Genomic DNA, 21,776 nt, shown 5'->3' on the forward strand with positions numbered 1-21,776 from the left:
TTCGTACCCTTTATTATACCATATCTTCCGGTTCCCTGTCTGCTATGAGCTTCACTTTTTCCGCCTGTCCCAGGCGCTGGCTCAGGACGAGGAAGTCGTCGAGCTTCTGCCGGGCCAGGCCGCTGTCGATGAGGCGGGCCGCCTTGCGGATGCCGGCATAGAGATTGAGGACGCTGCCGCCGACGTAGAGGCCAGCGCCTGCGTTGAGGAGGACTGCCGTCCGGGCCCCGCCCTTGTGTCCATCGAGGACGGCACGGGTAATGGCCGCGTTATGCTTCGGCAGGCCGCCGCGCAGTTCATCGCGCGAAGCCCTGGGCAGGTTGAAATCTTCCGGCCTGATTTCATACGTCGAAAACGATTCCGGCGTAAATTCACAGATCGTCGTCGCCGCAGACGCCGAAATTTCATCACTGCCATCCTGGCCATAGACAACCATGCCGTGACGGACACCGAGGGCAGCCAGGACATGAGCCATGGGCTCGACCAGATGCGGTGCATTGACGCCGAGGATCTCATATACGGCGTGAGCCGGATTGGTCAAAGGCCGCAGGACATCGAAGACAGTATAAATGCCCAACTGTTCGCGGACAGCATCGATGCGTTTCATCATGTAGTAGTAATACCGCGTATAAAAATAACAAAGGCCGATCTGTTGGAGCATGTCCAGACAACTTTCGGGACTGAGGAAGATATTGGCCCCCAAGGCCTCCAGGACATCGGCCGACCCGCTGCGAGACGTCTTGGCCCGATTGCCATGCTTGGCGACGCGGACGCCGCCGGCGGCGATGACGAACGATGCCGTCGTCGAGATATTGAAGGTCTTAGTCCGGCCGCCGCCAGTACCGACGATATCGAAGACGTCCATCGTGCAGGGAACGTGCATACTATATTGCCGCATAGTCCGGGCAAAAGCCGTGATTTCTTCTTCCGACGCGCCTTTCGTCGTCAAGGCTGCTAAAAAACCGGCCAACTGGACATCAGAAATCGTCCCTTCCATAATCTGCTCCATGACGATGGAACTTTCCCGCTGGTTAAGGTCCTTTCCCTTAGTAATGGTTTTCAGTAAACTGGTCAGCATCATACTCACCTCCGCCTGAAAAAACGGAACCGTACTATTCCCTTTTATTATAGCATATTATGCCCATCAGCGCCGCAAAAAGGCTCATTCTTCCTCTAACTCGGCAATGCGCTGTTTCAATTCCCGTTCTTCGTAAAAAACTTTTTCCAGGCACAGGCCCTGGGCTGGTGCCGTCGCTCCCAGCTGGGTCCGGTCGCCACCTTCCAGGATTTCCCGGAAGCGGTCCGGCGTCAGGCGGTGGAGTCCCAGGTCGACGAGGCCTCCGGCGATGTTGCGTACCATGTGGTAGAGGAAGCCGTCGCCGACGACGTCGATGTCGAGGACATGGCCCCGCTCGTGAAGGGTAATAGAGTACATGGTCTTGACGGGATTCATGGGCGTCGTATTCTGGCCTTCAAACGCCGAAAAATCATGCGTCCCCAAGAGGATAGCCGCGCCTTCGCGCATGGCCTGCCGGTCCAGGGGTTTGCGGATGAACCAGGCATAGCGCAGGAGGAAAGGGTCGTGCATGCGGTTATTGTCGATGGAATAGCGATAGTGCTTGCCGACATTATCATGGCGGACGCTGAAGCGGTCCGGCATCTCTTTAGCCGATAAGACGGCAATTTCCGGCGGCAAATAGCCCTTCATGGCATACGGAATCTTTTCCGTCGGAATCGAGCCCTGGCCGTAGAAGTTGACGACCTGGCCGCGGGCATGGACGCCGGCATCGGTGCGGGCGGCGCCGTAAATGGTGATGGGTGTCCGGAAAATAGCCGACAGCCCCTGCTCGAGGCAGCGCTGGATCGATTCGGCATTGGTCTGGCGCTGGAAGCCGTGGAAATCGGTGCCATCATAGGCAACGACGAGGCAGATATTCTTCTTCATCATAACCACCGCATAGCCGCCAGGACGGCCGTGACAATCAGGACGGCGGCCATGGCGATGCCGTCGCGATAGGTATAGGACAATTCATTCATCCGCGTCCTCCCTTCGCCGCCGCGATAGCAGCGGGCTTCCATCGCCGTTGCCAGGTCATCGGCCCTGCGGAAAGCGCTGACGAAGAGCGGCACCAGGAGGGGAATCATATTCTTGCCGCGCTGCAAGAGGCTGCCACTGGTAAAATTAGCCCCCCGCGCCGTCTGGGCCTTCATGATGCGGTCCGTTTCTTCCAGGAGCGTCGGAATGAAGCGCAGGGCGATGGTCATCATCATGGCCAGTTCGTGTGCCGGCACGCCGATGCGCTTGAAAGGATTGAGCAGGTGTTCAATGCCGTCGGTCAGGACGATTGGCGACGTCGTATAGGTCAGGAGCGACGAAAAGACGATGAGGAAGACCAGGCGGGCCGTCATGAGCGCCCCCTGGTACAGGCCTTCTTTGGTGATGTGGAAGATACCGTACTGCCAGAGGACATCGCCAGGCGTCGTGAAGATATGGACGCCCATCGTGAAGATGATGATGACCCACAGGGGCTTCAAGGACTTGAGGATGAATTTCACCGGCAGGCGGGAAATGGCAAAACTCAAGGCGACGAAAGCCGTGACCAGGGCATATGAGGCCAGGGAATGGGCAAAGAAGATGGCGATGATGAAAATCATCGTAGCTACGATCTTGATACGCGGATCGAGTTTATGTAAGAAAGACGTGCCGGGAAAATACTGGCCCAGCGTAATATCAGTGAGCATGGCCCTTGCCTCCTTTCAGGCAGTCGAAAATAGCCTGTGCCCCTTCTTCGACGGTCCGGACCCGGTCGTCGACGGCAAGGCCCCGTCCCTGGAGGTATTGGAGCACTCCCGTGACGGGCGGCACGGATACACCGGCATCGTGCAAGGCGCGCTGCTGGGTCGCAAAGATATCCAGCGGTTCGCCGTCGAGGACGATATGGCCCTGGGACAAGACCAGCAGGCGGCTGGCCAGGCGGGAAATATCGTCCATATTATGGGAGACTAAGATGACCGTAATGCCCTTCTCCTGATGCCAGCGCTGGATTTCTGAAAAGATTTCCCGCCGGCCGATGGGATCCAGTCCGGCCGACGGTTCGTCCAGGATGAGATACGACGGGTGGATGGCGATGACGCCGGCAATGGCAACGCGGCGCATCTGGCCGCCGCTCAGGCGGAACGGCGAGCGGTCGGCATAGGTCTTGTAATCGAGGCCGACGAAGTCCATCGCTTCTTTGACCCGTTCTGTCACTTCGTCTTCGCTCAGGCCGAAGTTGCGCGGCCCGAAGGCGATGTCTTTGGCAATCGTTTCTTCAAAGAGCTGATATTCCGGGTACTGGAAGACCATGCCCACTTTGTGGCGCACGGCCATGGCTTCTTTCGTCTTCTTGCCGATATCCGTCCCGTCGACGGTCACGGTCCCGGCCGTCGGCTTGATGAGGCCGTTGAGGATCTGGACCAGCGTCGACTTGCCCGAGCCGGTATGACCGATGATGCCGACAAATTCCCCTTTATGGATTTCGACATCCGTATCGTAAAGGGCGGTCTTCTCGAAAGGCGTCCCGATTCCGTAGGTATAGGTCACATTGCTTAACTTAATCGACATAATGCATCTCCTAATTCTTCCTCGGTAATAATGGAATCCGGCAAATCAAGGCCTTTCTGGCGCAGCCGTTCTGCCAGTTCGGCAGCTACGGGCACGTCGAGACCCATAGCCTTCAGTTCCTTGACATGCGTAAAGACGTCGCGCGGCGTCCCGTCCATCTTCATTTCGGCCCGGTCGACGACGACGACGCGGTCGGCCTGGACGGCTTCTTCCATGAAATGAGTGATGATGATGATGGTAATGCCTTCGTCATGGAGCTGATGGAGCGTATCCATGACTTCCTTGCGGCCGACGGGGTCAAGCATGGCCGTCGGTTCGTCCAGGACGATGCAGTCACACTGCATGGCCAGGATACCGGCAATGGCGACGCGCTGCTTCTGGCCGCCGCTCAAGAGGTGCGGCCCGTGTTTGGCATAAATAGTCATATTGACGCGGCGCAGGGCATCGCTGACACGGGCCTTGATTTCATCAGACGGGATGCCCAGGTTTTCCGGCCCAAAAGCCACGTCTTCTTCGACGACGGCGGCGACGATCTGGTTATCCGGATTCTGGAAGACCATGCCCACATGCTGGCGTATCTTCCAGATATTGGCGGGGTCATCGGTCCGCATGCCGCAGACTTCACACGTGCCGGACGTCGGCGTCAGGAGGACATTGAAATGCTTGGCCAACGTCGACTTGCCGGAACCGTTGGTCCCGATGATGGCGACAAATTCGCCCTTGCCAATTTCCAGGGAAATATCCTTCAAGGCATAGACCACCTTGCCGTCTTCATCTTCATAGGTATGGCTGAGATGATCCGTTTTAATCATAGGTTCTGTCATACTAACTCCTTAGTTATTCATGGTTAAAAAATACGGCTTCCGACCTGGTAGACGACGAAGGTCAGGCCCCAGGCGACGGCAACTTGGAAACAGACGGAAAAGGCCGTCCACTTCCAGCTGTGCGATTCAGCGTGAATCGTGGCGATTGTCGCGGCGCAGGGGATATAGAGCAGGGAAAAGAGCATCATGCAGTAGGCATTGAGCTGGGTGAACCCGCCTTGACTCATCATGGACGCCAGGGCTGCCAGGGCCGCCGGCGAATTGATGTTGACGCCATCGAAGAGGACGGCAAAACTGGAAACGACGACTTCCTTGGCGGAAATACCGGCCAGGAGGGCCAGACAAATCTGCCAGTACCCCAGGCCGATGGGCGCAAAGAAAGGTACGATGGCCTTGCCGATGATAGCGCCGAAACTGTCGGCCATGTCGCCATAACCGGCGGGGCCGAAGTTGAGGATGAACCACATGAGGATGGATGCGGCGAAAATGACCGTACCGGCACGGCTCAAGTAGTCCTTGATCTTTTCCCAGACGTAGATATAGACCGTGTGGGCACTGGGGCGCTTGTATTCAGGCAGTTCGATGAGCAGGTCGTTTTCCTTCTTGACATGACTGAAGACATTCATGGCCTTCAAGGCGACCAGGGCCACGACGATGCCGATGAGGTACATGGAATAGGCGACGATCATGGCGTCGTTAGGGAAGAACATACCCGAAAAGAGGATGTAAATCGGCAGGCGGGCACTACAGGACATGAACGGCGTGACCAGCATCGTCCGATAGCGGTCGCGCTTATCTTCCAGGGCCCGCGAAGCCATGATGGCCGGTACACTGCAGCCGAAGCCGAGGATCATGGGGATGAAAGCCCGGCCCGATAAGCCCAGGCGGTTCATGATGTCATTCATGACATAGGCCACGCGGGACATATAGCCGCTGTCTTCTAAGAGGGCCAGGGCGAAAAAGAGGATACAGATGTTGGGCAGGAAAGTCAAAATCCCGCCGACGCCAGCGATGATGCCGTCGCAGACCAGGGAAATGAGCATATCATCAGCGCCCAGCGAGGTCAGTCCCCCTTCCGCCATGGCCGACAGGGCATCGATGGACCCTTGGAAGGAATCCTGTACCATGTCGCCGACGAAGAAGGTCAAGAAGAAGACGATAGCCATGATGGCCAGGAAAATCGGAATGCCCAGCCATTTATCGGTCAGGTAGCGGTCGACGGAGTCCGTAGCAGCCGCCTTCGACGCCTGATTGACGACGACTTCATGGATGATTTCTTCGATGAAGGCGTATTTCTCCGTAATGATATCCGTTTCATAACTGCGGTCCAGGACGTGGTGGACGTCGTCGACGGGATATTTGGCCGCAATCTCCGGATCCTTTTCAAGGAGCTTCAAGGCATGCCAGCGATGATTGTACAAGTCCGGATATTTATCGTGCAAAAGGTGGCGCACGGCGTCGATGCGGTCTTCCATTTCATCGCTGTAGACCATGGCAAATTCACTGTGATGGTTGTGCTGATGATTGGTCTGATCCGAATGGTTGTGGATGAGCCGGTCCGGATGGACGTGGTCCTTATGATGGACGGCGGCATGGAGCAGGACGCTCAGGCCGCGGCGTTTCAAGGCCGATACGGGGATGACCGGCACGCCGAGCATTTCCGGCAGACGGTGCAAGTCGATTTCCATACCCCGCTTCTCGACGATATCCATCATATTCAAGGCGACGACGACGGGCTTGCCCAGTTCCAGGAGCTGCAAGGTCAGGTAGAGATTGCGTTCCAGGGCCGATGCATCGATGACGTCGACGATGACGTCGACATCGTCACTGAGGATGAAATTACGCGAAACCTGTTCTTCCATGGTATACGACGTCAAGCTGTACGTCCCGGGCAGGTCGACGAGGTGGATGTGATAACCGTGGGCATTGATGGCGCCTTCGACCTTTTCGACGGTGACGCCGGGCCAGTTGGCCACTTTGAGGTTGGCCCCGGTGTAGGCGTTGAACAAAGTCGTCTTGCCGCAGTTCGGGTTGCCGATGAAAGCAACTGTCATTTCCTTCTTTTCCACTTGGGCCGGTGCCTTAGGAACCTGTGCTTCCCTCGTCTGCGCCTTTACTTCGCTAGTCATGGTCCTTCCCCCTTACTTCGATGTGCGACGAAATCCCTTTGCCCAAAGCCAGGCGGGTACTGCGCATCTTGATGATGACCGTTCCTTCGTTCTTATTGTTGAGCACGGAGATTTCCGTCCCTTCGATCATGCCCAGGGCCTGCAGACGTTTTTCCGTCTGGTCCGGCAAGGTCAATTTTTCTACAATATAATCGCAACCGATTTTCCCTTCTGCTAAAGTCATACTGCCGCCCCCTATCGCGCCCGTTCCGGGCCATAGGCATTGTCGCCGGACGTCCCCTTGACGGTAAACAAGCCCAGATAAGACACAGCCATGATCGACTGAGCTGCCATAGCGGCTGTATCCTGTCCCAGGACGGGCAGGACATAGCTGGCCAGGTAACAAATAAAAGGAACGGCGAACATGAGGCCCGGCTTGTTGATGTCGTGACAGCGGCGGACGCCCAGGGAAATCTGGGACCAGACAGCCGGAATGGACAGCAGGACGAAGATAATCGCGAAAATGATGGCATATTCCATATGATTGATCAAAATAGATTCAACGATCTTGCTGTAGAGGATGATAGAGAACATGAACTGGGCGAACATTAAAATCAATGTCCGGAAAATAAAAGGCCGGCGCTGAATACGGCCGGTAAAGCGGAAATACTTGGCCTTCAGATCGGCAAAGTCACGGAAACTGACCAGGCTGTTTTCGCTCCCCGGACCGACAGGCATGGCAAAACCGCGGTGAATCCGGGCTGATTGGCGGGACCGCTTCTTCAATTTAATTTTTTGATTGCGTTGAGACACAACGATTACCTCCTATAAAATGCTTACAGTACTATCCTACTATATTCATGGCCTCGATTCAATTCATTTCTGTCAAAATATGATATAATAGAAAAAATTACTTTAAGGAGGTCCTTATGGAATCTACTGTCTTTACGAATCTGCGCGGCTCTGAAGGAGCCCTGACCTTTAATTTTTTCTGTGAATCCTTGATTACCTCACTCCATACCTTGACGCACGTCATGGAAGATGCCGGCATCGCCGTCCCGGATAACGTCGGCGACGTCGCCGACGCCCTGGGAGAAATGGGCAGCCACCTCATGGAAGACTACCAGCGCGGCGAACTCGACCTGGGCCGTTTCAAAGATGAAATCCTCGATTTCTACGACCTCAACTTCGCCGTCAACGACGCCCTGGCTTCGGCCATCATGAGCCACGACGACCTGCAGTACTATTACTACGTCTATATGCAGGGCCTGTATATCTTCTTCCCCAACATGATGGAAGCCTTCAACGCCGACATCGAAGACGAAAAAATCATCCCCTTCCTTGACGAACTGGCCAACGAATTTCGCCAGCTCGCCGGCAGCGGATCGTGATGGCGCCCTGCGGCCTAGTGGCTCGTGGCTTCGGACTGCGGCCTAGTGGCTCGTGGCTTCGGACTGCGGCCTGGTGGCTCGTGGTTTCGGCCTGCGGCCTAGTGGCCGCATCGTAAGGACCGTCCGTAGGGGCCGTCCCAAAGGGCGGCCCGTTGTGGGAATCCCACCATCGGCAATCCGTAGGGGCGACCACGTGGGCGCCCGTTGCGGGAATCCCGCATCTCGTTCCATAAAAAGGGCTTGTCGCACGACGACAAGCCCTTTTTGAGTTTGAAGTTGAAAGTTCAGCCCCTTATTTCGACCTGCGGGACGCCCTCTGGGCGTCCCCTACGAATGCAGCCTACGAATTGAGTCTCACAAATTACAGGATGAAGAAGTAGACAAAGGAAATGACGGCTACGACGAAGCGATAGTAGGCAAAGGATGCCAGCGTCGATTTATTCATGAACTTCAGGAACCAGAGGACCGAAATGTAAGCGACGATGAAGGCCGTAATGAAGCCGATGATGATCATGACCAGGTCGTTTCCGCTGAGGTCGCTCAAGCTCTTCAAGAGGTCGTAGAAGCAGGCGACGATCATGACCGGCACGGCGATGATGAAGGAAAAGTCAGCCGCTGCCTTCCGGCTGAGGCCCAGGAAGAGGCCGCCGGCGATGGTCGAACCGGAACGGGAAAAGCCAGGCCATAAAGCCAGGACCTGGAACATGCCCGTCAGGAAAGCCTGGGCAATGGTCATCCTTTCGACGTCGTTGCAGACCGTCTTGGTATGGGATTTTTCAGCGACGAGCATGAAGATACCGCCGATGATGAGGCCGATGATGACCGTACCGGCTGAAAAGAGATAGGTCTTGATGGCATGGTGGGCCAGATAGCCGATACCCATGACCGGTACGATACCGGCCGCGATGTGAGCCAGGGTCAGACCCGTATCGGTGCGGAACCAGTTTTCCCGGCGGAAGAGGTCCCAGCAGCGGTACTGGTGGAGCATGCGGATGAATTTCTCTTTATAGATGATGATGACCGACAAGATGGCGCCAAGCTGGATGAAGACTTCAAAGACACTGGCCCGGGGTCCTGTAAAGCCGAGCATATCGCCGACGAGAATCATATGGCCCGTCGAAGAAACTGGCAAATATTCAGTCACCCCTTCGACGATACCCAGGATGACGGCAATAATATAATCACTCATTTTTCTAACTCCTTTTCGCGGAACACTTGATGAAAAGCTTACAACAATACTTGAAAGTATACCACAATGGCAGGTAAAAAAAAAGTGCTGCTGCGCAAAGAGTACTTCTTTGCGTAACAGCACTTACAGAGACGAGGGCCTGTGAAAAACGGCCTTTATTCATCCAGGCAAATGACGTGATTCGGGTTGTCGATGACGAATTTAGCATATTTCGGATCGCCATTGTGTTCAAAGTACAAGGTATTGCCTTCCAAACTGCCGCGCCAGCTGACGATGATCGGGCATTCCCGGCTCAACTTCTTCAACATGGCGACGGGGTCGAGGTTCAAGATCGGTGCGAACAGAAATTCCACGTTATCAATCATGACGACACGGGCATTGAGGCGGTGGATTGCTGCCGATACCAGGGCAATGGCCTTATCCGGGCGGTCGGCACGAGGAATTTCCAAAAATTCATCGTCAAAGAGTTCCCGGGCTTCACAGATTTTCCAGCCGTCCTGGAAAGTCAGTTCACGAATCAGTTTGCTCTTGCCGGAACCAGGGCCGCCAATGAGAATCAACAATTTTTCATCGTCCTGGGCAATGTACTTCCACCGTTTTAAAACATCTGCATCTGTAACCATGAAAATCACCTTCGTTTTCTTATATTATTTATTTTATTATACCTAACTTTCATCATATAAGTAAAGCATTTTTGCTATTTTATTTTGACATATGATAAAGCAGTATGTAGCATCATTTCAAACCATACCGTTCCATCGGGTCCTGGATGTTCTTGATGGGCGTCGCCGTCAAGATGATGTCATCGACATAGGGCTCGTTGTGGCGCACGACGATGACCAGGGATACGCCCTTCTGATACGGGCTGTCATAGTAATAGGCGTCGACGGATTTCTCCTTATCCGGTCCCCATTCGATGCGGTCCGGCCGGCCGTATAAAGCCAGGATTGTCGAGACGTGATAGCCCAAGGTCGCGCCGCGGCCCGTGTAAGCGTTATTCGTCAAGAGGAAGACTTTCTGCACAATGTTGCGCCGGTCTACTTCGACGCCGTAATCGCCATAGAGCCAGAAATTACTGTTGTTGCGCTTGACCAGGTTAGTCCACATGTTGTACTTGTTCGCTTCAAAAGGCTGGTTGAGGCCGAAGCCCATGAGGGTAAAGTCCCGTTCGCCCAATTTCATGCGGTCCGCCGCTTCTTCTCCCGTAATGTACGGCGGCCGTACCGGCATGAGGGCCACTCGTTCGATGCGGCGGTTGCCGATGGCAAAGACGTACATGACATCTTTCCGCGGGCTTTCATAGGTAAAGTAATAGACGTTGGCATCGGCGTCGCGCAGGACGGAATCGGGCAGGCCGTACTGGCGCAACAGCACTTCTGCCGGATATTTCAGGCGGACATCCCGGCCGATGAGGATGTTCGTCCCAGACGACAGGAACATCGATTCTGCCCCGGGAATGACGGCTTTCCGGTTCCCGGCACTGTAGCGCAGGCTGTCCGCCGTCTTGTTGCGGAAGACGAAGCGCATCTTCAAGTCCTTGTCGTTGTACTGCATGGTCGTATAATGGGTACTGCGCGAAAACTTCGTCGGCGGCCCGAAGATGCGTTTGACCTTGGCCGGGCTGTCGCCATGATGGATACTGCCAATATAGAAATCGCTGGCCTGCAGCGGCGGGATAGACAGCGTATTCAGGGAGTCGAGGAGGACGCAGTCATCATCCGTCGGTACATGGGCCGTCTCTTTTTTACTATCTTTGCCGTCTTTATCGGTTTTATCCGCTTTTTTATCCACCTTGCCGTCTTTATCGCTTGTCCCGTATGCAGCGGCTTTGACAGCCTTAGGGGCTGTCTGGCTAGTCCCGGCCTTCTCAGCCGTAACAGCCGCAGCCCCGGCCAGGGCTTTCCCCGTTTTTTCCGCCGGAACTGCTCCCATAGCGGTTCCCCAGGCCAAAGACACAGCAAAGACCAGTGCAGCCATAGCTGTACGTTTCATGGCGTCCCTCCTTCGTAGGATTGAGAAAACGGAGCTGTCCTAGGAAGACAGCTCCGTTTTACGTTGGTCGCAAGCCGTTCATCGTTTGTCGCAAGGGATCCAACAATATCAAGCCATCGCGATGAACGACGAACGACGAACGAAAAACTGTTAAGTCAAAGGAATCGTGCATGATGGCAGAAACCTTCATGGAACCGTCCTTATCTTATTTATGCTGTTCCGGACGGCTCAACGGGAAGAGAAGGACGTCGCGGATGGACGGGCTGTTGGTCAGGAACATGACCAGGCGGTCAATGCCAATGCCCAAGCCGCCTGTCGGAGGCAGGCCGTATTCCAGAGCGCGGCAGTAGTCTTCATCCATCTGATGCGCTTCGTCATCGCCGCGTTCCCGTTCTTTCATCTGTTCGATGAAGCGGTTACGCTGGTCGATGGGGTCATTCAATTCCGAGAAACCGTTTGCCAGTTCACGGCCGTAGATAAAGGCTTCGAAACGATAAGTCAGGAGCGGATTATCGCGGTCCTGTTTGGTGAGCGGCGAAATTTCCAGGGGATGACCGGTGATGATGGTCGGCTGGATGAGGTTTTCTTCGACGAATTTTTCAAAGAAAGCGTTGATAATCTTGCCGACGCCATCGAACTGGCCGTATTCGACGTCATGTTCGTCAGCCATCTTGCGGGCTGTTTCGACGTCTGTAATGCCTTCGAAGTCAGCACCGCTGAATTTCTTGACCGCTTCGATCATGGTCATGCGGTCCCAAGGCGGCGTGAGGTCGATTTCTTTGTCGATATAGGTCAATTTCATCGTGCCATAGAGCATTTCAGCCAGTTTGGAAACCATGTCTTCAGTGATGTTGATGACATCTTCCAAGTCGCCGTAAGCCTGGTACAATTCAACCGTCGTAAATTCCGGATTGTGCCGCGTGTCGATGCCTTCGTTGCGGAAGCAGCGGTTCATTTCATAGACTCGTTCCAAGCCGCCGACGAGGAGGCGTTTGAGGTGGAGTTCCGGAGCGATGCGCAGATAAATGTCCATATCGAGGGCGTTGTGATGCGTCTTGAACGGACGGGCAGCCGCGCCGCCGGCAATGGTATGGAGCATCGGCGTTTCAACTTCCAGGAAATGACGGTCGTCGAGGTATTTGCGGATGCCTTTGATGATCTTCGACCGTTTGATGAAGGTATCTTTGACTTCCGGGTTGACGATGAGGTCGAGGTAACGCTGACGATAACGCGTTTCCTTGTCCGTCAGGCCATGGAATTTTTCCGGCAGCGGGCGGAGGGATTTGGACAAGAGGGTCCATTTTTCGACGCGGATCGTCGTTTCACCGGTATGAGTAACGAAGACCGTCCCTTCGATGCCGACGATATCACCGATATCGAGGAGTTTGAATAAGGTATATGATTCTTCACCGAGAACATCTTTACGGAAATAGAGCTGGATTTCACCACTCAAATCGCGAAGGACGCAGAAAGCCGTCTTGCCGTGGCGGCGGATAGCCATGAGGCGGCCGGCGACACTGACGACGGTTTCATTCTTTTCCAGTTCTGCAGCGTCATCCTTGACTTCCTGTGCATGATGATCCCAGTTGTATTTCTGACCGAAGGGATAGACGCCGGCGTCGATAAATTCCTGCATCTTTTCGCGGCGGACCTTCATTTGGTCATTCAATTTTTCTTCTTCAATAATAGGCGTTTCTTTTTCTTTCGTATCCGACATGTTATTCCTCCTAGGATTATTCTGCATCAGGCGGCAAGATGCGGTATTTGATTTCACCTGCCGGTGCTTTGACGGTAACGATAGCCGGATTGGCAGTATCGATGACCTGGCCGAGAATGGCCTTCCCTACAGGAGATTCATTGGAGATGCGGCCGTTGAACGGATCGGCTTCAGCCGTACCGACGACGGTGTATTCGAAGCGGTCGCCTGTTTCGACATCTTCCAGGATGACTTTCGAACCGAGGCGGACTTTATCCGAACCGTCATCGGTTTCCTTGATGATCTTCGCCGTGCGGATTTTAGCTTCCAATTCGGCAATGCGGCCTTCGATGATGCCCTGTTCATTCTTGGCGGCATCGTATTCGGCATTTTCGCTCAAGTCACCAAGGGCGATTGCTTCTTTGATGCGCTGGGAAATTTCAATACGGCGAACTGATTTCAGTTCATTCAATTCATCTTTTAACTTCTGTAACCCTTCCTGGGTAATCAGCGTTTCATTAGTCATGATTTTCCTGATCCTCCTGCGATATAATCACGTTTCACTATGATATCTTTAATTTATACCGTACTCTTAATTATATGCATATCTGTCCCTTGTGTCAATAAAGCGGCTTTCGTATCGCTTCAGCGCGCCTTGTCCATCATATCGCGGACGATGGATCGAAATTCATCAGCCGAAGCGGCGCGATTGATTCTTTCGCGGAGTGCTGCCGAGCCGTAGAGGCCGTGCGTATACCAGGACGCATGGGAACGCATTTCCCGGACGCCGATGTATTCGCCTTTATAGGCCAGCAGGGCTTCGAAATGGGACAACATCTGTTCATAGCGTTCCATCGCCGTCGGCGGTGGCAGGACTTCCCCCGTCGCCAGGTAATGGCGTATCTGCGGGAAAATCCAGGGATTCCCCTGGGCACCGCGGCCGACCATGACGGCACCGCAGCCCGTTTCCTTCATCAGGGCAGCAGCCGACGGGCCATCTACGACATCGCCGTTGCCGATGACCGGGATGGATACGGCCTGGACGACGGCTTTGATTTTTTGCCAGTCCGCCTTGCCGCTATAGAATTGTTCCCGTGTCCGGCCGTGGACCGTGACGGCAGCCGCACCGGCCGCTTCAGCCCGTTTGGCCAGCTCCGGTGCCGTAAACGAAGCGTCATCCCAGCCGGTACGCATCTTGACCGTGACCGGAATGGACACGGCGCGGACGACGGCACGGATGACCTTCTCTGCCAGGGGCAGGTCCTTCATCAGGGCCGACCCATCGCCATTCTTGACGACCTTCTTGACGGGACAGCCCATATTGATGTCGACGATATCGGCGCCGGCTTCTTCGACGACAGCCGCTGCCTGGGCCATGACCTCCGGATCCGAACCGAAAATCTGCATGGACAGGGGATGTTCCCCGTCTTCGATGTGCAGCAGTTCTTCCGTATGCTGGTTGCGATAGCGGATACCCTGGGAACTGACCATTTCCGCACAGACCAGGGCCGCCCCATAGCGGTGGGCGATGACCCGGTATGGCGCATCACAGACGCCGGCCATCGGCGCCAGGATGACCGGCGCCTCGAGTTCGACCGTGCCGATGGAGAAAGGCTTAATGGTTGCGGTCATAAATGATTCTCAGCCCTTCCAGGGTCAGCATGGGTTCGACGACGTCGATAGCGTCCGTTGCCGGAGCGACGATGACAGCCAGGCCGCCGGTAGCGACGACTTTGGCCTTACAGCCCAGTTCCTTGCGCATGCGGGCCACGATGCCGTCTACCTGGCCGACGAAGCCATAGAAGACACCGGCCTGCATACTTTCGACGGTGTTGCGGCAAATGACCTTATCCGTGCTGACGACTTCGATACGCGGCAATTTCGCCGTGCGCTGTACCAGGGCATCTGTAGAGATGCCGATGCCCGGGCAGATAGCACCGCCGAGGTAGGTCCCTTTCTTGTCGACGGCGCAGAAGGTCGTCGCCGTGCCGAAGTCGATGATGATGACCGGGCCGCCGAATTTTTCATACGCTGCGACAGCGTTGACGATGCGGTCAGCGCCGACTTCACGGGGATTATCGTATTTAATGTCCATGCCCGTCTTGACGCCCGGTCCGATGACCAGCGGTGTCAGGCCGAAATAGCGCTGGCACATGCGTTCCAGCGTGGGCATGACCGGCGGGACGACGGACGAAATGATGATGGCATCGATTTCGTCGGAGTTGACGCCGTTCAAATAAAAGAGGTTGCGGATGAGGACGCCGTATTCATCGGTCGTACGGAGACGGTCCGTCGATACGCGCCAGTGGTCCATGAGCTCCTTTCCCTTGAAAATGCCCAGGACAATATTGGTATTCCCTACATCAATGACTAATAACATAACTTTATCTCCTGCCTACTATAAGTTGATAATACGCCTATTATAATAACAGAGTTTTCCTGTCTTGAATAGTCTTTTCCCAAGAAATTAGACGGGCCGGACATGAATATCCCCTGCCATGACGACTTCTGTACCGGCTGCCGTATCGACGAGGAGATTGCCGTTTTCATCGATATCCCGTGCCATGCCGGAAAAAGTCCGGTTCACGGAACTGACGGTCACTTCCTGCCCCAGCATGCACGACAAGGACCGCCATTCGGCCAATACCTGGCTGAACCCCTGGCGGCAGACCGTATCGTAGAGCCGTTCGATTTCTGCCAGCAGCGTTTCCAGCAGGGCTAGCCGGCTGACACGGATGCCTTCCCGGGCAAAGCTGGTGACGATGGATTTCAAGTCTTCCGGCAAATCATCGGCCATGATGTCCGTGTTGACGCCGATGCCCATGATGATGTAATTGACCTTTTCAGCCGACCCGTTGAGTTCGGTCAGGATGCCGACCATCTTCCGCCCCTGGACCAGGATGTCATTGGGCCACTTGATGCCGCAGTCTGCCAGGCCGTGCCGGCGGATGGAGCGGGCTACGGCGACGGCAGCCAGCAAGGTCATCTTAGCCACTTCCATGGGAGAAATATCGGGCCGCAGGATCAAGGAAAACCAGACGCCCTTGGCATAGGGAGAGAGGAAGGTCCGATTGATGCGGCCGCGCCCGCCCGTCTGTTCTTCTGCCACGATGATCGTTCCTTCCGGCGCCCCCTGGTCAGCCAGTTTCTTGGCGACGTTATTCGTCGAATCGACCCGCTCCCGATAGACGACAGGGCGGCCGACGAACTTCGTCTGCAAACCATCAAGGATGGCCTTTTCCGACAAGAGTTCCGGAGCTTCCCGCAGACAATAGCCTTTCTTGGTATAGGACTCGATGACATAGCCCCGCTGCTTCAGCGCACGGATATGTTTCCATACGGCCGTCCGGGAAATACCGAGCTGGTCGGAAATCTGCTGCCCCGATACAAATTCATCCTTATGGTGTATCAAAAAATCGAGAATATCTTGTCTCATCACAATCACCCCTGCCGCTGCCCCTGGCAGCCCCATTCAAAAAAAAGCGCCACCAACGGCGCACAATATGCCTATTCTATGTAAAAATTTTAACATAAACCATCCCCCTGTCAAGGGGAGGCTGGGAGGTAGTGGCTCGTGGCTAGCAGTTAGTAGTCAGCAGTCAGTGGCCTGCCAGCTAGTGGCCCGTAGAAAGAATCTCCAAATATCCAGCGGATCGCCCACGTAGTGTTCTTTTTCAATTCAAAACCATCCACTAACAACTTAAAAGGGTTTGTCGTCATGCGACAAACCCTTTTTTCACTTGTTTCCTATTTTTCTTCGTCAGCCTTTTTCTCTTCGTCGTCTTTATCGGTCAGGCCTGTAGTCAGGCCGCCTTTGGGGACGGGGTTGCCCCAGGGGCTGATCTGTATTTCTGTCTGTTCTGCCTTGGGAGCAGCCGGTTCGGCTTTTTCTTCCTTGGCTTCAGGAGCGGCTGTGGTGTCCGGTGTTCCGGCTTCCGTCGTTTCCGCCGGGACAGCCGGTGCAGCTTCCGTTTCCTTTTTCTGGTCTTCCGGCCCTTCCAGGGTACCGTACTTGACCAGGTTGTCGACTTGCTGATGGTTGATCGTTTCGACTTCCATCAGGGCGTCGGCCATATGCTTCAGCGTATCCAGGTGTTCGCGCAGCATGTGGAGTACGTCGGCATAGGCTTCGGATACGGTATCGTGCATTTCCTTGTCGATGAGTTCGGCTACACTTTCACCGTAGTTGCGTTCATGCCCCAAGCTCTTGCCGAGGAAGACCTGGTCCTGCTGTTCGCCGAAGACCATGGGACCCAGTTTCGGGCTCATGCCCAGGCGGGTGATCATCTGGCGGGCGATGCGGGTGACGCTCTGCAAGTCTCCGGATGCACCGCTGCTGATTTCGTTGAAGACGATTTCTTCGGCAGCCCGGCCGCCGAGGGCGACGCGGATCTGAGCCAGGTAATACGACTTCGTTTCATACGACCGGTCTTCTTCGGGCAGCATCATGGTATAGCCGCCAGCCCGGCCGCGAGGGATGATCGTGACTTTATGGACCGGATCGGCATCCGGCAGGAGATAGGCGATGAGGGCATGGCCCGATTCGTGGACTGCCGTCAGACGCTTTTCCTTATCGCTGATGACATGGCTGCGGCGTTCCGGACCGAAGCAGACTTTTTCACTGGCTTCTTCCAGTTCAGCCATATTGATGACTTTCTTATTGGCCCGGGCAGCCAGGAGGGCTGCTTCGTTAAGCAGGTTGCCCAGATCGGCACCGGTAAAGCCCGGTGTCTTCTTGGCGATGACGTCGAGATCGACATCCTTGCCGAGGGGCTTGCCTTTGGCGTGGACGTCGAGGATAGCCCGGCGGCCGCGCAGATCCGGACGGTCGACCGTGATCTGCCGGTCAAAACGACCGGGACGCAGCAGGGCCGGGTCGAGGATATCCGGACGGTTGGTCGCAGCAATGGTGATGATGCCTTCGTTGGACCCGAAGCCATCCATTTCGACCAGGAGCTGATTCAGCGTCTGTTCCCGTTCGTCGTGGCCGCCGCCAAGGCCGGCGCCACGCTGACGGCCGACGGCGTCGATTTCGTCGATGAAGACGATGCAGGGCGCATTCTTCTTGGCCTGAGTGAACAAGTCACGGACACGGGAAGCGCCGACGCCGACGAACATTTCAACGAAGTCGGAACCACTGATGCTGAAGAAGGGCACGCCGGCTTCACCGGCTACGGCACGGGCCAGGAGGGTCTTCCCGGTCCCCGGAGGGCCAAAGAGGAGCACCCCTTTGGGTATCTTGGCGCCAATGGCATTATACTTGCTGGGGTTACGCAGGAATTCGACGATTTCCGCCAGTTCCTCCTTCGCTTCGTCTTCACCAGCAACGTCTTTAAAGGTAACTTTGATCTTACCTTCACCGTGCATCTTGGCATGGCTCTTGCCGAAGTTCATGACCCGGCCGCCGCCACCCTGGGTCTGCTGCATGATGAAGAACCAGACGGCAATAAGGACCAGGATTGGCAGGACTGCTGTCAGCATGTTCATCCACCACGAAGGCTGTTCGGGCGGTTTGGCGATGATGTTGACATCAGCATCGCGCAGAGCCGGCAAGAGGGACGAATCGGTCGGGGCGTATGAAGTAAAGGACGTTCCGTCTTTCAGCTGGCCCACGATGGCATGGTCCGCTGTGATCTGGACGGCATCGACTTTCTTCTGCTGTACCTGACTCATGAAATTCGTATAAGAAATTTCCGATTTGTCTGTCTTACTGCTCGTAAAGGCATCTATGATCGATACGGCGACGATGATGATGAGTAAGTATAAACTTACATTCCGCACAAATTTACTCAAAATATGGCTCCTTTCATTTAATTTATGATAATGCTTTTTATTCCAACCAATACAGTCTTATATTACCACACTTCTTGTAAAGCAACAACTATTTGGAATATACTTCTTCTTTCAAGATACCGATATACGGCAGGTTGCGGTAACGGCTGTCGTAGTCGAGGCCATAGCCGACGACGAAGGCATCGGGGATTTCAAAGCCGTTGTAGTCGACAGGCACCTCGACCTGACGGCGGGCCGGCTTGCTGAGGAGCGTGGCCAGTTTGACCGAGCGGGCGCCCCGTTCTTTGAGCATGGGGACGAGGTGGCTCAAGGTGACGCCCGTGTCGATGATGTCTTCGACGATGAGGACATCTTTATCCTTGACATCGTTGTCGAGGTCCTTGCGGATCTTGAGGACACCGGACGACGTCGTCGACGAACCGTAGCTGGAGCAGCTCATGAAATCGAAGTAGACCGGGCCATCGATGCAGCGGGCCAAGTCGGTGAAAAAGGTGACGGCCCCTTTGAGGATGCCGCACATGAGGATGGTCTTGCCGGCATAATCTTTGGTGATCTGGGCGCCCAGTTCGTGAACGCGGGCAGCAATCTGTTCTTCTGTCAATAAAATTTCTTTAATATCCTGATGCATCTTGTTTTCCTCCGTAATAAAGTGAATTACCGATGCCGTCTCCGTCGGGGGACGGCAGGACCCAGGCAGAGGGCTGTCCGGGTCGTATAAACACAGGCCCGGCCGCACTGGAACTGTTTTCCCGCTCCTTTAGCAGCCAGGTCCCGTATGGTTTCAACATAATGAAAAGGCAGGTCTTGACGAGAGCCCGTCCCTTCCTGCCACAGGCGGCGGATCAAGCGCCGCTGCATGGCCAGCGGCTGAGCCAGCAAACCTTTCTTATCCAGGGCCGGCATGGCGCCGTCTGGAAGGGCGAGCTGCTGGTACAGGGCTTCTGCCGCGTTTTCCAGAAAGACTTCGTCGGCCCTGACGATGTCGGCCAGGCGGTTCAAGTCCGCTGTAATGGCCGGGTTGTACTGCTGCAGCTGCGGCAACAGATCCAGCCGTATCCGGTTGCGGCTGTAGCGCCGGCTGTCATTGGTCTCATCGTGGCAGACCGGCAGCTGGCGCTGGGCGGCGTAGGCTGTCAATTCAGCCTTGGTCACAGCCAGGAGCGGGCGGATGATGTCGCCCCGCCTGGGAGCCATGCCACAAAGGCCGTCGAGGCCGCTGCCACGCAAGAGATGGAGCAGTACCGTTTCGGCCTGGTCATCGGCATGATGGGCCACGGCAATGCGGTCTGCCCCACAGGCCCGGGCCGTTTCCCGCAGGATGCGGTAACGTTCCCGCCGCCCTACGGCTTCTTCCGAAGCCTTTTCTTTCCGGGCCAGGGCCGGCACGTCGACATACTGCCAGGCAAAACCACAGTGGCGGCGCAGGGCTTCCTGCCGAACCAGGGCGACTTCGTCGTCGGCAGCCCGGCGGATGCCGTGATGGACGTAACAGGCCGTCAGGCTTAGCCTATATAACGGGGCCAGGCGGTTCAGTATATCCAGCAGGGCCAGCGAATCGGGCCCACCGGAGCAGGCGACGACCAGGGCCCTTCCCGGCTGCCACAGGTCGTGCTGCCTGCCGTAAGCGTCTACGCGTTCGACGAGGTTCACGGCTGGCGGTCCCGGGAATTCCAGGCCGCATCATGGAAAGAATGGCGGAAAAAGACGCCTTCCATGAGGTCCCGTTCACTGACGGTAATCGCCGGGATCTGATACCGCTGAAGAAAGGACTTGGCGATGAGCAGGCCGGCGATGATGATATCGCTGCGCTTGGGCTGAAGGCCCGGCACATGGCGCCGTTCTTCCGGCGTCATGGCCTGGAGCCGTTCGATATGACCGCACAGGGCTTCATAAGAAATGCAGTGGCCTTCGACTTTTTCCGCATCGTAGACGGCCAGCTGCAGATCCATGGCGGCCAGCGTCGTCAGCGTCCCACCGACGCCGATGAGCAGATCCGGCCGTATCTTCATGGGCAGCCATTCCTGATAGCAATGGCGCTCCAGATGAGCCACATCCTGATGGCTCATGACCTCGCCCCGCGTAAAGCGCACCGCACCCATGGGATAACTGTGGGACCAGCACAGGTCCCCGCCCCGGCCGGCAGCGACTTCACTGCTGCCGCCGCCGATGTCGATGACGGCAGCCGTCACGTCGGGATTGAGGGAAGCCGTAGCTCCCGTAAAGCTGAGCGACGCTTCTTCCAGGCCGGAAATCGCCCGGCAGTGCCAGCCAAAGCGGGCCCGCACTTCTGCCAGGAAAGCCTGGCCGTCGACGGCTTCGCGGACGGCACTGGTAGCCACGGCACAGACGGGGATCCCCGTCAGCTGCCCTTTCCAGCGTTCCATGGCCGCAAAGGACGCCTCCATCCCTGCCGGCGACAAGTGGTGTGTTTCATCGATATCTTTTCCCAGCCGCGTCGTCGCCAGTTCTTTCGGCGAAAAAATCCACGTACCCGGGACTTCCTGCCAGCCCGTCATGAGGCGCAGGGAGTTGGAGCCGATATCGATGACTGCATACTTCTGATACTCCATAGTTGCTCCTTTCCGATTTCGTCCATCCCCACGGCCGGTTCTCTCAAACGACCCTGGGGAAAACGTAAAAAGGCGCTGTCTTCGTGCGACAGCACCCCTTTCTTACCATCTGCTATTCAATACTTACTCAATCAGCATGGCGTGCACCGCGGCCGCCGCGTTTCGATTCCGTATTGCGTTTTAAATCCATCAGGCGTTCATCGCTTTCCTTGAGGAACTTGCTGAGTCGGTCTTCAAAAGAAAGAGAACCCGACGAACGGCGCGAATCAAAGCCATTATGCTGGCGAAATTCATGTTTCTGGCGAAAATCGCGTTTCGGGCGAAATTCCTTCTTTTCCGGCGCCGGCTGGGTCTGTTTGATAGACAGGGCGATCTTTCCCTTATCGTCTACAGACAACACTTTGACGTTGACCTTATCTCGCACTTTCAAAAAATCATTTACATCTTTGACATACTCATTAGCGACTTCAGAAATATGTACGAGACCCACTTTCTTATCCGGAAGTTCTACGAATGCGCCAAACTTTGTGATTCCTGTAACGGTACCTTCCATCACACTGCCTACTTCGATTGTCATGCTGTTTTAATTTCCTCCTTGTAATATCAGCA

Annotated in this window: 22 protein-coding genes; 1 reads left to right on the plus strand and 21 read right to left on the minus strand. The window is 55.4% G+C overall.

Annotation, left to right across the window (positions count from 1 at the left end; genetic code table 11):
- Positions 1-13: 13 nt before the first annotated feature.
- The 8 genes from trpD to C6362_RS01980 all read right to left on the minus strand — a co-directional run bounded on the left by trpD (position 14) and on the right by C6362_RS01980 (position 7,349).
- Positions 14-1,081 carry an anthranilate phosphoribosyltransferase gene (trpD, locus tag C6362_RS01945; RefSeq protein WP_051014177.1) on the minus strand — a complete coding sequence of 356 codons (1,068 nt, stop codon included), beginning with the start codon at positions 1,079-1,081 and terminating at the stop codon, positions 14-16.
- A gap of 81 nt (positions 1,082-1,162) precedes the next feature.
- Entirely contained in the window at positions 1,163-1,945 is a 783-nt protein-coding gene (truA, locus tag C6362_RS01950; RefSeq protein WP_027894732.1) for a tRNA pseudouridine(38-40) synthase TruA, read from the minus strand.
- Entirely contained in the window at positions 1,945-2,742 is a 798-nt protein-coding gene (locus C6362_RS01955; RefSeq protein ID WP_014015092.1) for an energy-coupling factor transporter transmembrane component T family protein, read from the minus strand. Before C6362_RS01955 ends, truA begins: the two co-directional genes overlap by 1 nt.
- On the minus strand, positions 2,732-3,604 hold the full coding sequence (locus C6362_RS01960; RefSeq protein ID WP_014015093.1) for an energy-coupling factor transporter ATPase: 873 nt from the start codon (positions 3,602-3,604) through the stop codon (positions 2,732-2,734). Before C6362_RS01960 ends, C6362_RS01955 begins: the two co-directional genes overlap by 11 nt.
- Complete coding sequence (locus C6362_RS01965; protein ID WP_014015094.1) at positions 3,589-4,428, minus strand: energy-coupling factor transporter ATPase; 840 nt, start codon at positions 4,426-4,428, stop codon at positions 3,589-3,591. The genes C6362_RS01960 and C6362_RS01965 overlap by 16 nt, the downstream gene beginning before the upstream one ends.
- A gap of 23 nt (positions 4,429-4,451) precedes the next feature.
- Positions 4,452-6,557 (minus strand): ferrous iron transport protein B, encoded by a 2,106-nt coding sequence (gene feoB, locus C6362_RS01970; protein WP_014015095.1) that lies wholly within the window; start codon positions 6,555-6,557, stop codon positions 4,452-4,454.
- The gene (locus tag C6362_RS01975) at positions 6,550-6,780 is read right to left on the minus strand and encodes a FeoA family protein (protein WP_014015096.1); all 231 of its coding nucleotides are present in this window, start codon (positions 6,778-6,780) and stop codon (positions 6,550-6,552) included. The genes feoB and C6362_RS01975 overlap by 8 nt, the downstream gene beginning before the upstream one ends.
- Before the next feature lie 11 nt (positions 6,781-6,791).
- On the minus strand, positions 6,792-7,349 hold the full coding sequence (locus C6362_RS01980) for a DUF805 domain-containing protein (RefSeq protein ID WP_014015097.1): 558 nt from the start codon (positions 7,347-7,349) through the stop codon (positions 6,792-6,794).
- A 116-nt stretch (positions 7,350-7,465) separates the two neighbouring features.
- On the opposite strand from C6362_RS01980, the gene C6362_RS01985 reads away from it, so the two are divergent.
- Positions 7,466-7,927: a hypothetical protein gene (locus C6362_RS01985; protein WP_014015098.1), complete on the plus strand. Its 462-nt coding sequence runs from the start codon at positions 7,466-7,468 to the stop codon at positions 7,925-7,927.
- A gap of 361 nt (positions 7,928-8,288) precedes the next feature.
- Here the strand turns inward: C6362_RS01985 and C6362_RS01990 are convergent, their stop codons facing one another.
- From C6362_RS01990 to C6362_RS02050, 13 genes are all read right to left on the minus strand, one after another.
- A complete protein-coding gene (locus C6362_RS01990; protein ID WP_014015099.1) occupies positions 8,289-9,116 on the minus strand; it encodes an undecaprenyl-diphosphate phosphatase in 828 nt (275 codons plus the stop codon).
- Positions 9,117-9,271: 155 nt separating this feature from the next.
- The gene (gene brxF, locus C6362_RS01995; RefSeq protein WP_014015100.1) at positions 9,272-9,739 is read right to left on the minus strand and encodes a BREX-3 system P-loop-containing protein BrxF; all 468 of its coding nucleotides are present in this window, start codon (positions 9,737-9,739) and stop codon (positions 9,272-9,274) included.
- 112 nt (positions 9,740-9,851) lie between these two features.
- On the minus strand, positions 9,852-11,108 hold the full coding sequence (locus C6362_RS02000) for a hypothetical protein (protein WP_014015101.1): 1,257 nt from the start codon (positions 11,106-11,108) through the stop codon (positions 9,852-9,854).
- 205 nt (positions 11,109-11,313) lie between these two features.
- A complete protein-coding gene (lysS, locus tag C6362_RS02005; RefSeq protein WP_014015102.1) occupies positions 11,314-12,825 on the minus strand; it encodes a lysine--tRNA ligase in 1,512 nt (503 codons plus the stop codon).
- 16 nt (positions 12,826-12,841) lie between these two features.
- On the minus strand, positions 12,842-13,330 hold the full coding sequence (gene greA / locus C6362_RS02010) for a transcription elongation factor GreA (protein WP_014015103.1): 489 nt from the start codon (positions 13,328-13,330) through the stop codon (positions 12,842-12,844).
- A gap of 119 nt (positions 13,331-13,449) precedes the next feature.
- On the minus strand, positions 13,450-14,436 hold the full coding sequence (gene dusB / locus C6362_RS02015) for a tRNA dihydrouridine synthase DusB (protein WP_014015104.1): 987 nt from the start codon (positions 14,434-14,436) through the stop codon (positions 13,450-13,452).
- Positions 14,420-15,184: a type III pantothenate kinase gene (locus tag C6362_RS02020; protein WP_014015105.1), complete on the minus strand. Its 765-nt coding sequence runs from the start codon at positions 15,182-15,184 to the stop codon at positions 14,420-14,422. The genes dusB and C6362_RS02020 overlap by 17 nt, the downstream gene beginning before the upstream one ends.
- Positions 15,185-15,271: 87 nt before the next feature.
- Positions 15,272-16,240, minus strand: coding sequence for a biotin--[acetyl-CoA-carboxylase] ligase (locus C6362_RS02025; protein ID WP_014015106.1), 969 nt, complete (start codon positions 16,238-16,240; stop codon positions 15,272-15,274).
- A 311-nt stretch (positions 16,241-16,551) separates the two neighbouring features.
- Entirely contained in the window at positions 16,552-18,597 is a 2,046-nt protein-coding gene (gene ftsH / locus C6362_RS02030; RefSeq protein WP_014015107.1) for an ATP-dependent zinc metalloprotease FtsH, read from the minus strand.
- 88 nt (positions 18,598-18,685) lie between these two features.
- On the minus strand, positions 18,686-19,225 hold the full coding sequence (gene hpt / locus C6362_RS02035) for a hypoxanthine phosphoribosyltransferase (RefSeq protein WP_014015108.1): 540 nt from the start codon (positions 19,223-19,225) through the stop codon (positions 18,686-18,688).
- A gap of 26 nt (positions 19,226-19,251) precedes the next feature.
- Entirely contained in the window at positions 19,252-20,247 is a 996-nt protein-coding gene (gene tilS, locus C6362_RS02040) for a tRNA lysidine(34) synthetase TilS (RefSeq protein ID WP_014015109.1), read from the minus strand.
- On the minus strand, positions 20,244-21,167 hold the full coding sequence (locus tag C6362_RS02045) for a Ppx/GppA phosphatase family protein (protein WP_014015110.1): 924 nt from the start codon (positions 21,165-21,167) through the stop codon (positions 20,244-20,246). The genes tilS and C6362_RS02045 overlap by 4 nt, the downstream gene beginning before the upstream one ends.
- Positions 21,168-21,294: 127 nt before the next feature.
- Complete coding sequence (locus C6362_RS02050; RefSeq protein WP_014015111.1) at positions 21,295-21,744, minus strand: S1 domain-containing RNA-binding protein; 450 nt, start codon at positions 21,742-21,744, stop codon at positions 21,295-21,297.
- Positions 21,745-21,776: the final 32 nt, after the last annotated feature.

This window comes from Megasphaera elsdenii DSM 20460, assembly GCF_003010495.1.
Taxonomy (GTDB): domain Bacteria; phylum Bacillota; class Negativicutes; order Veillonellales; family Megasphaeraceae; genus Megasphaera; species Megasphaera elsdenii.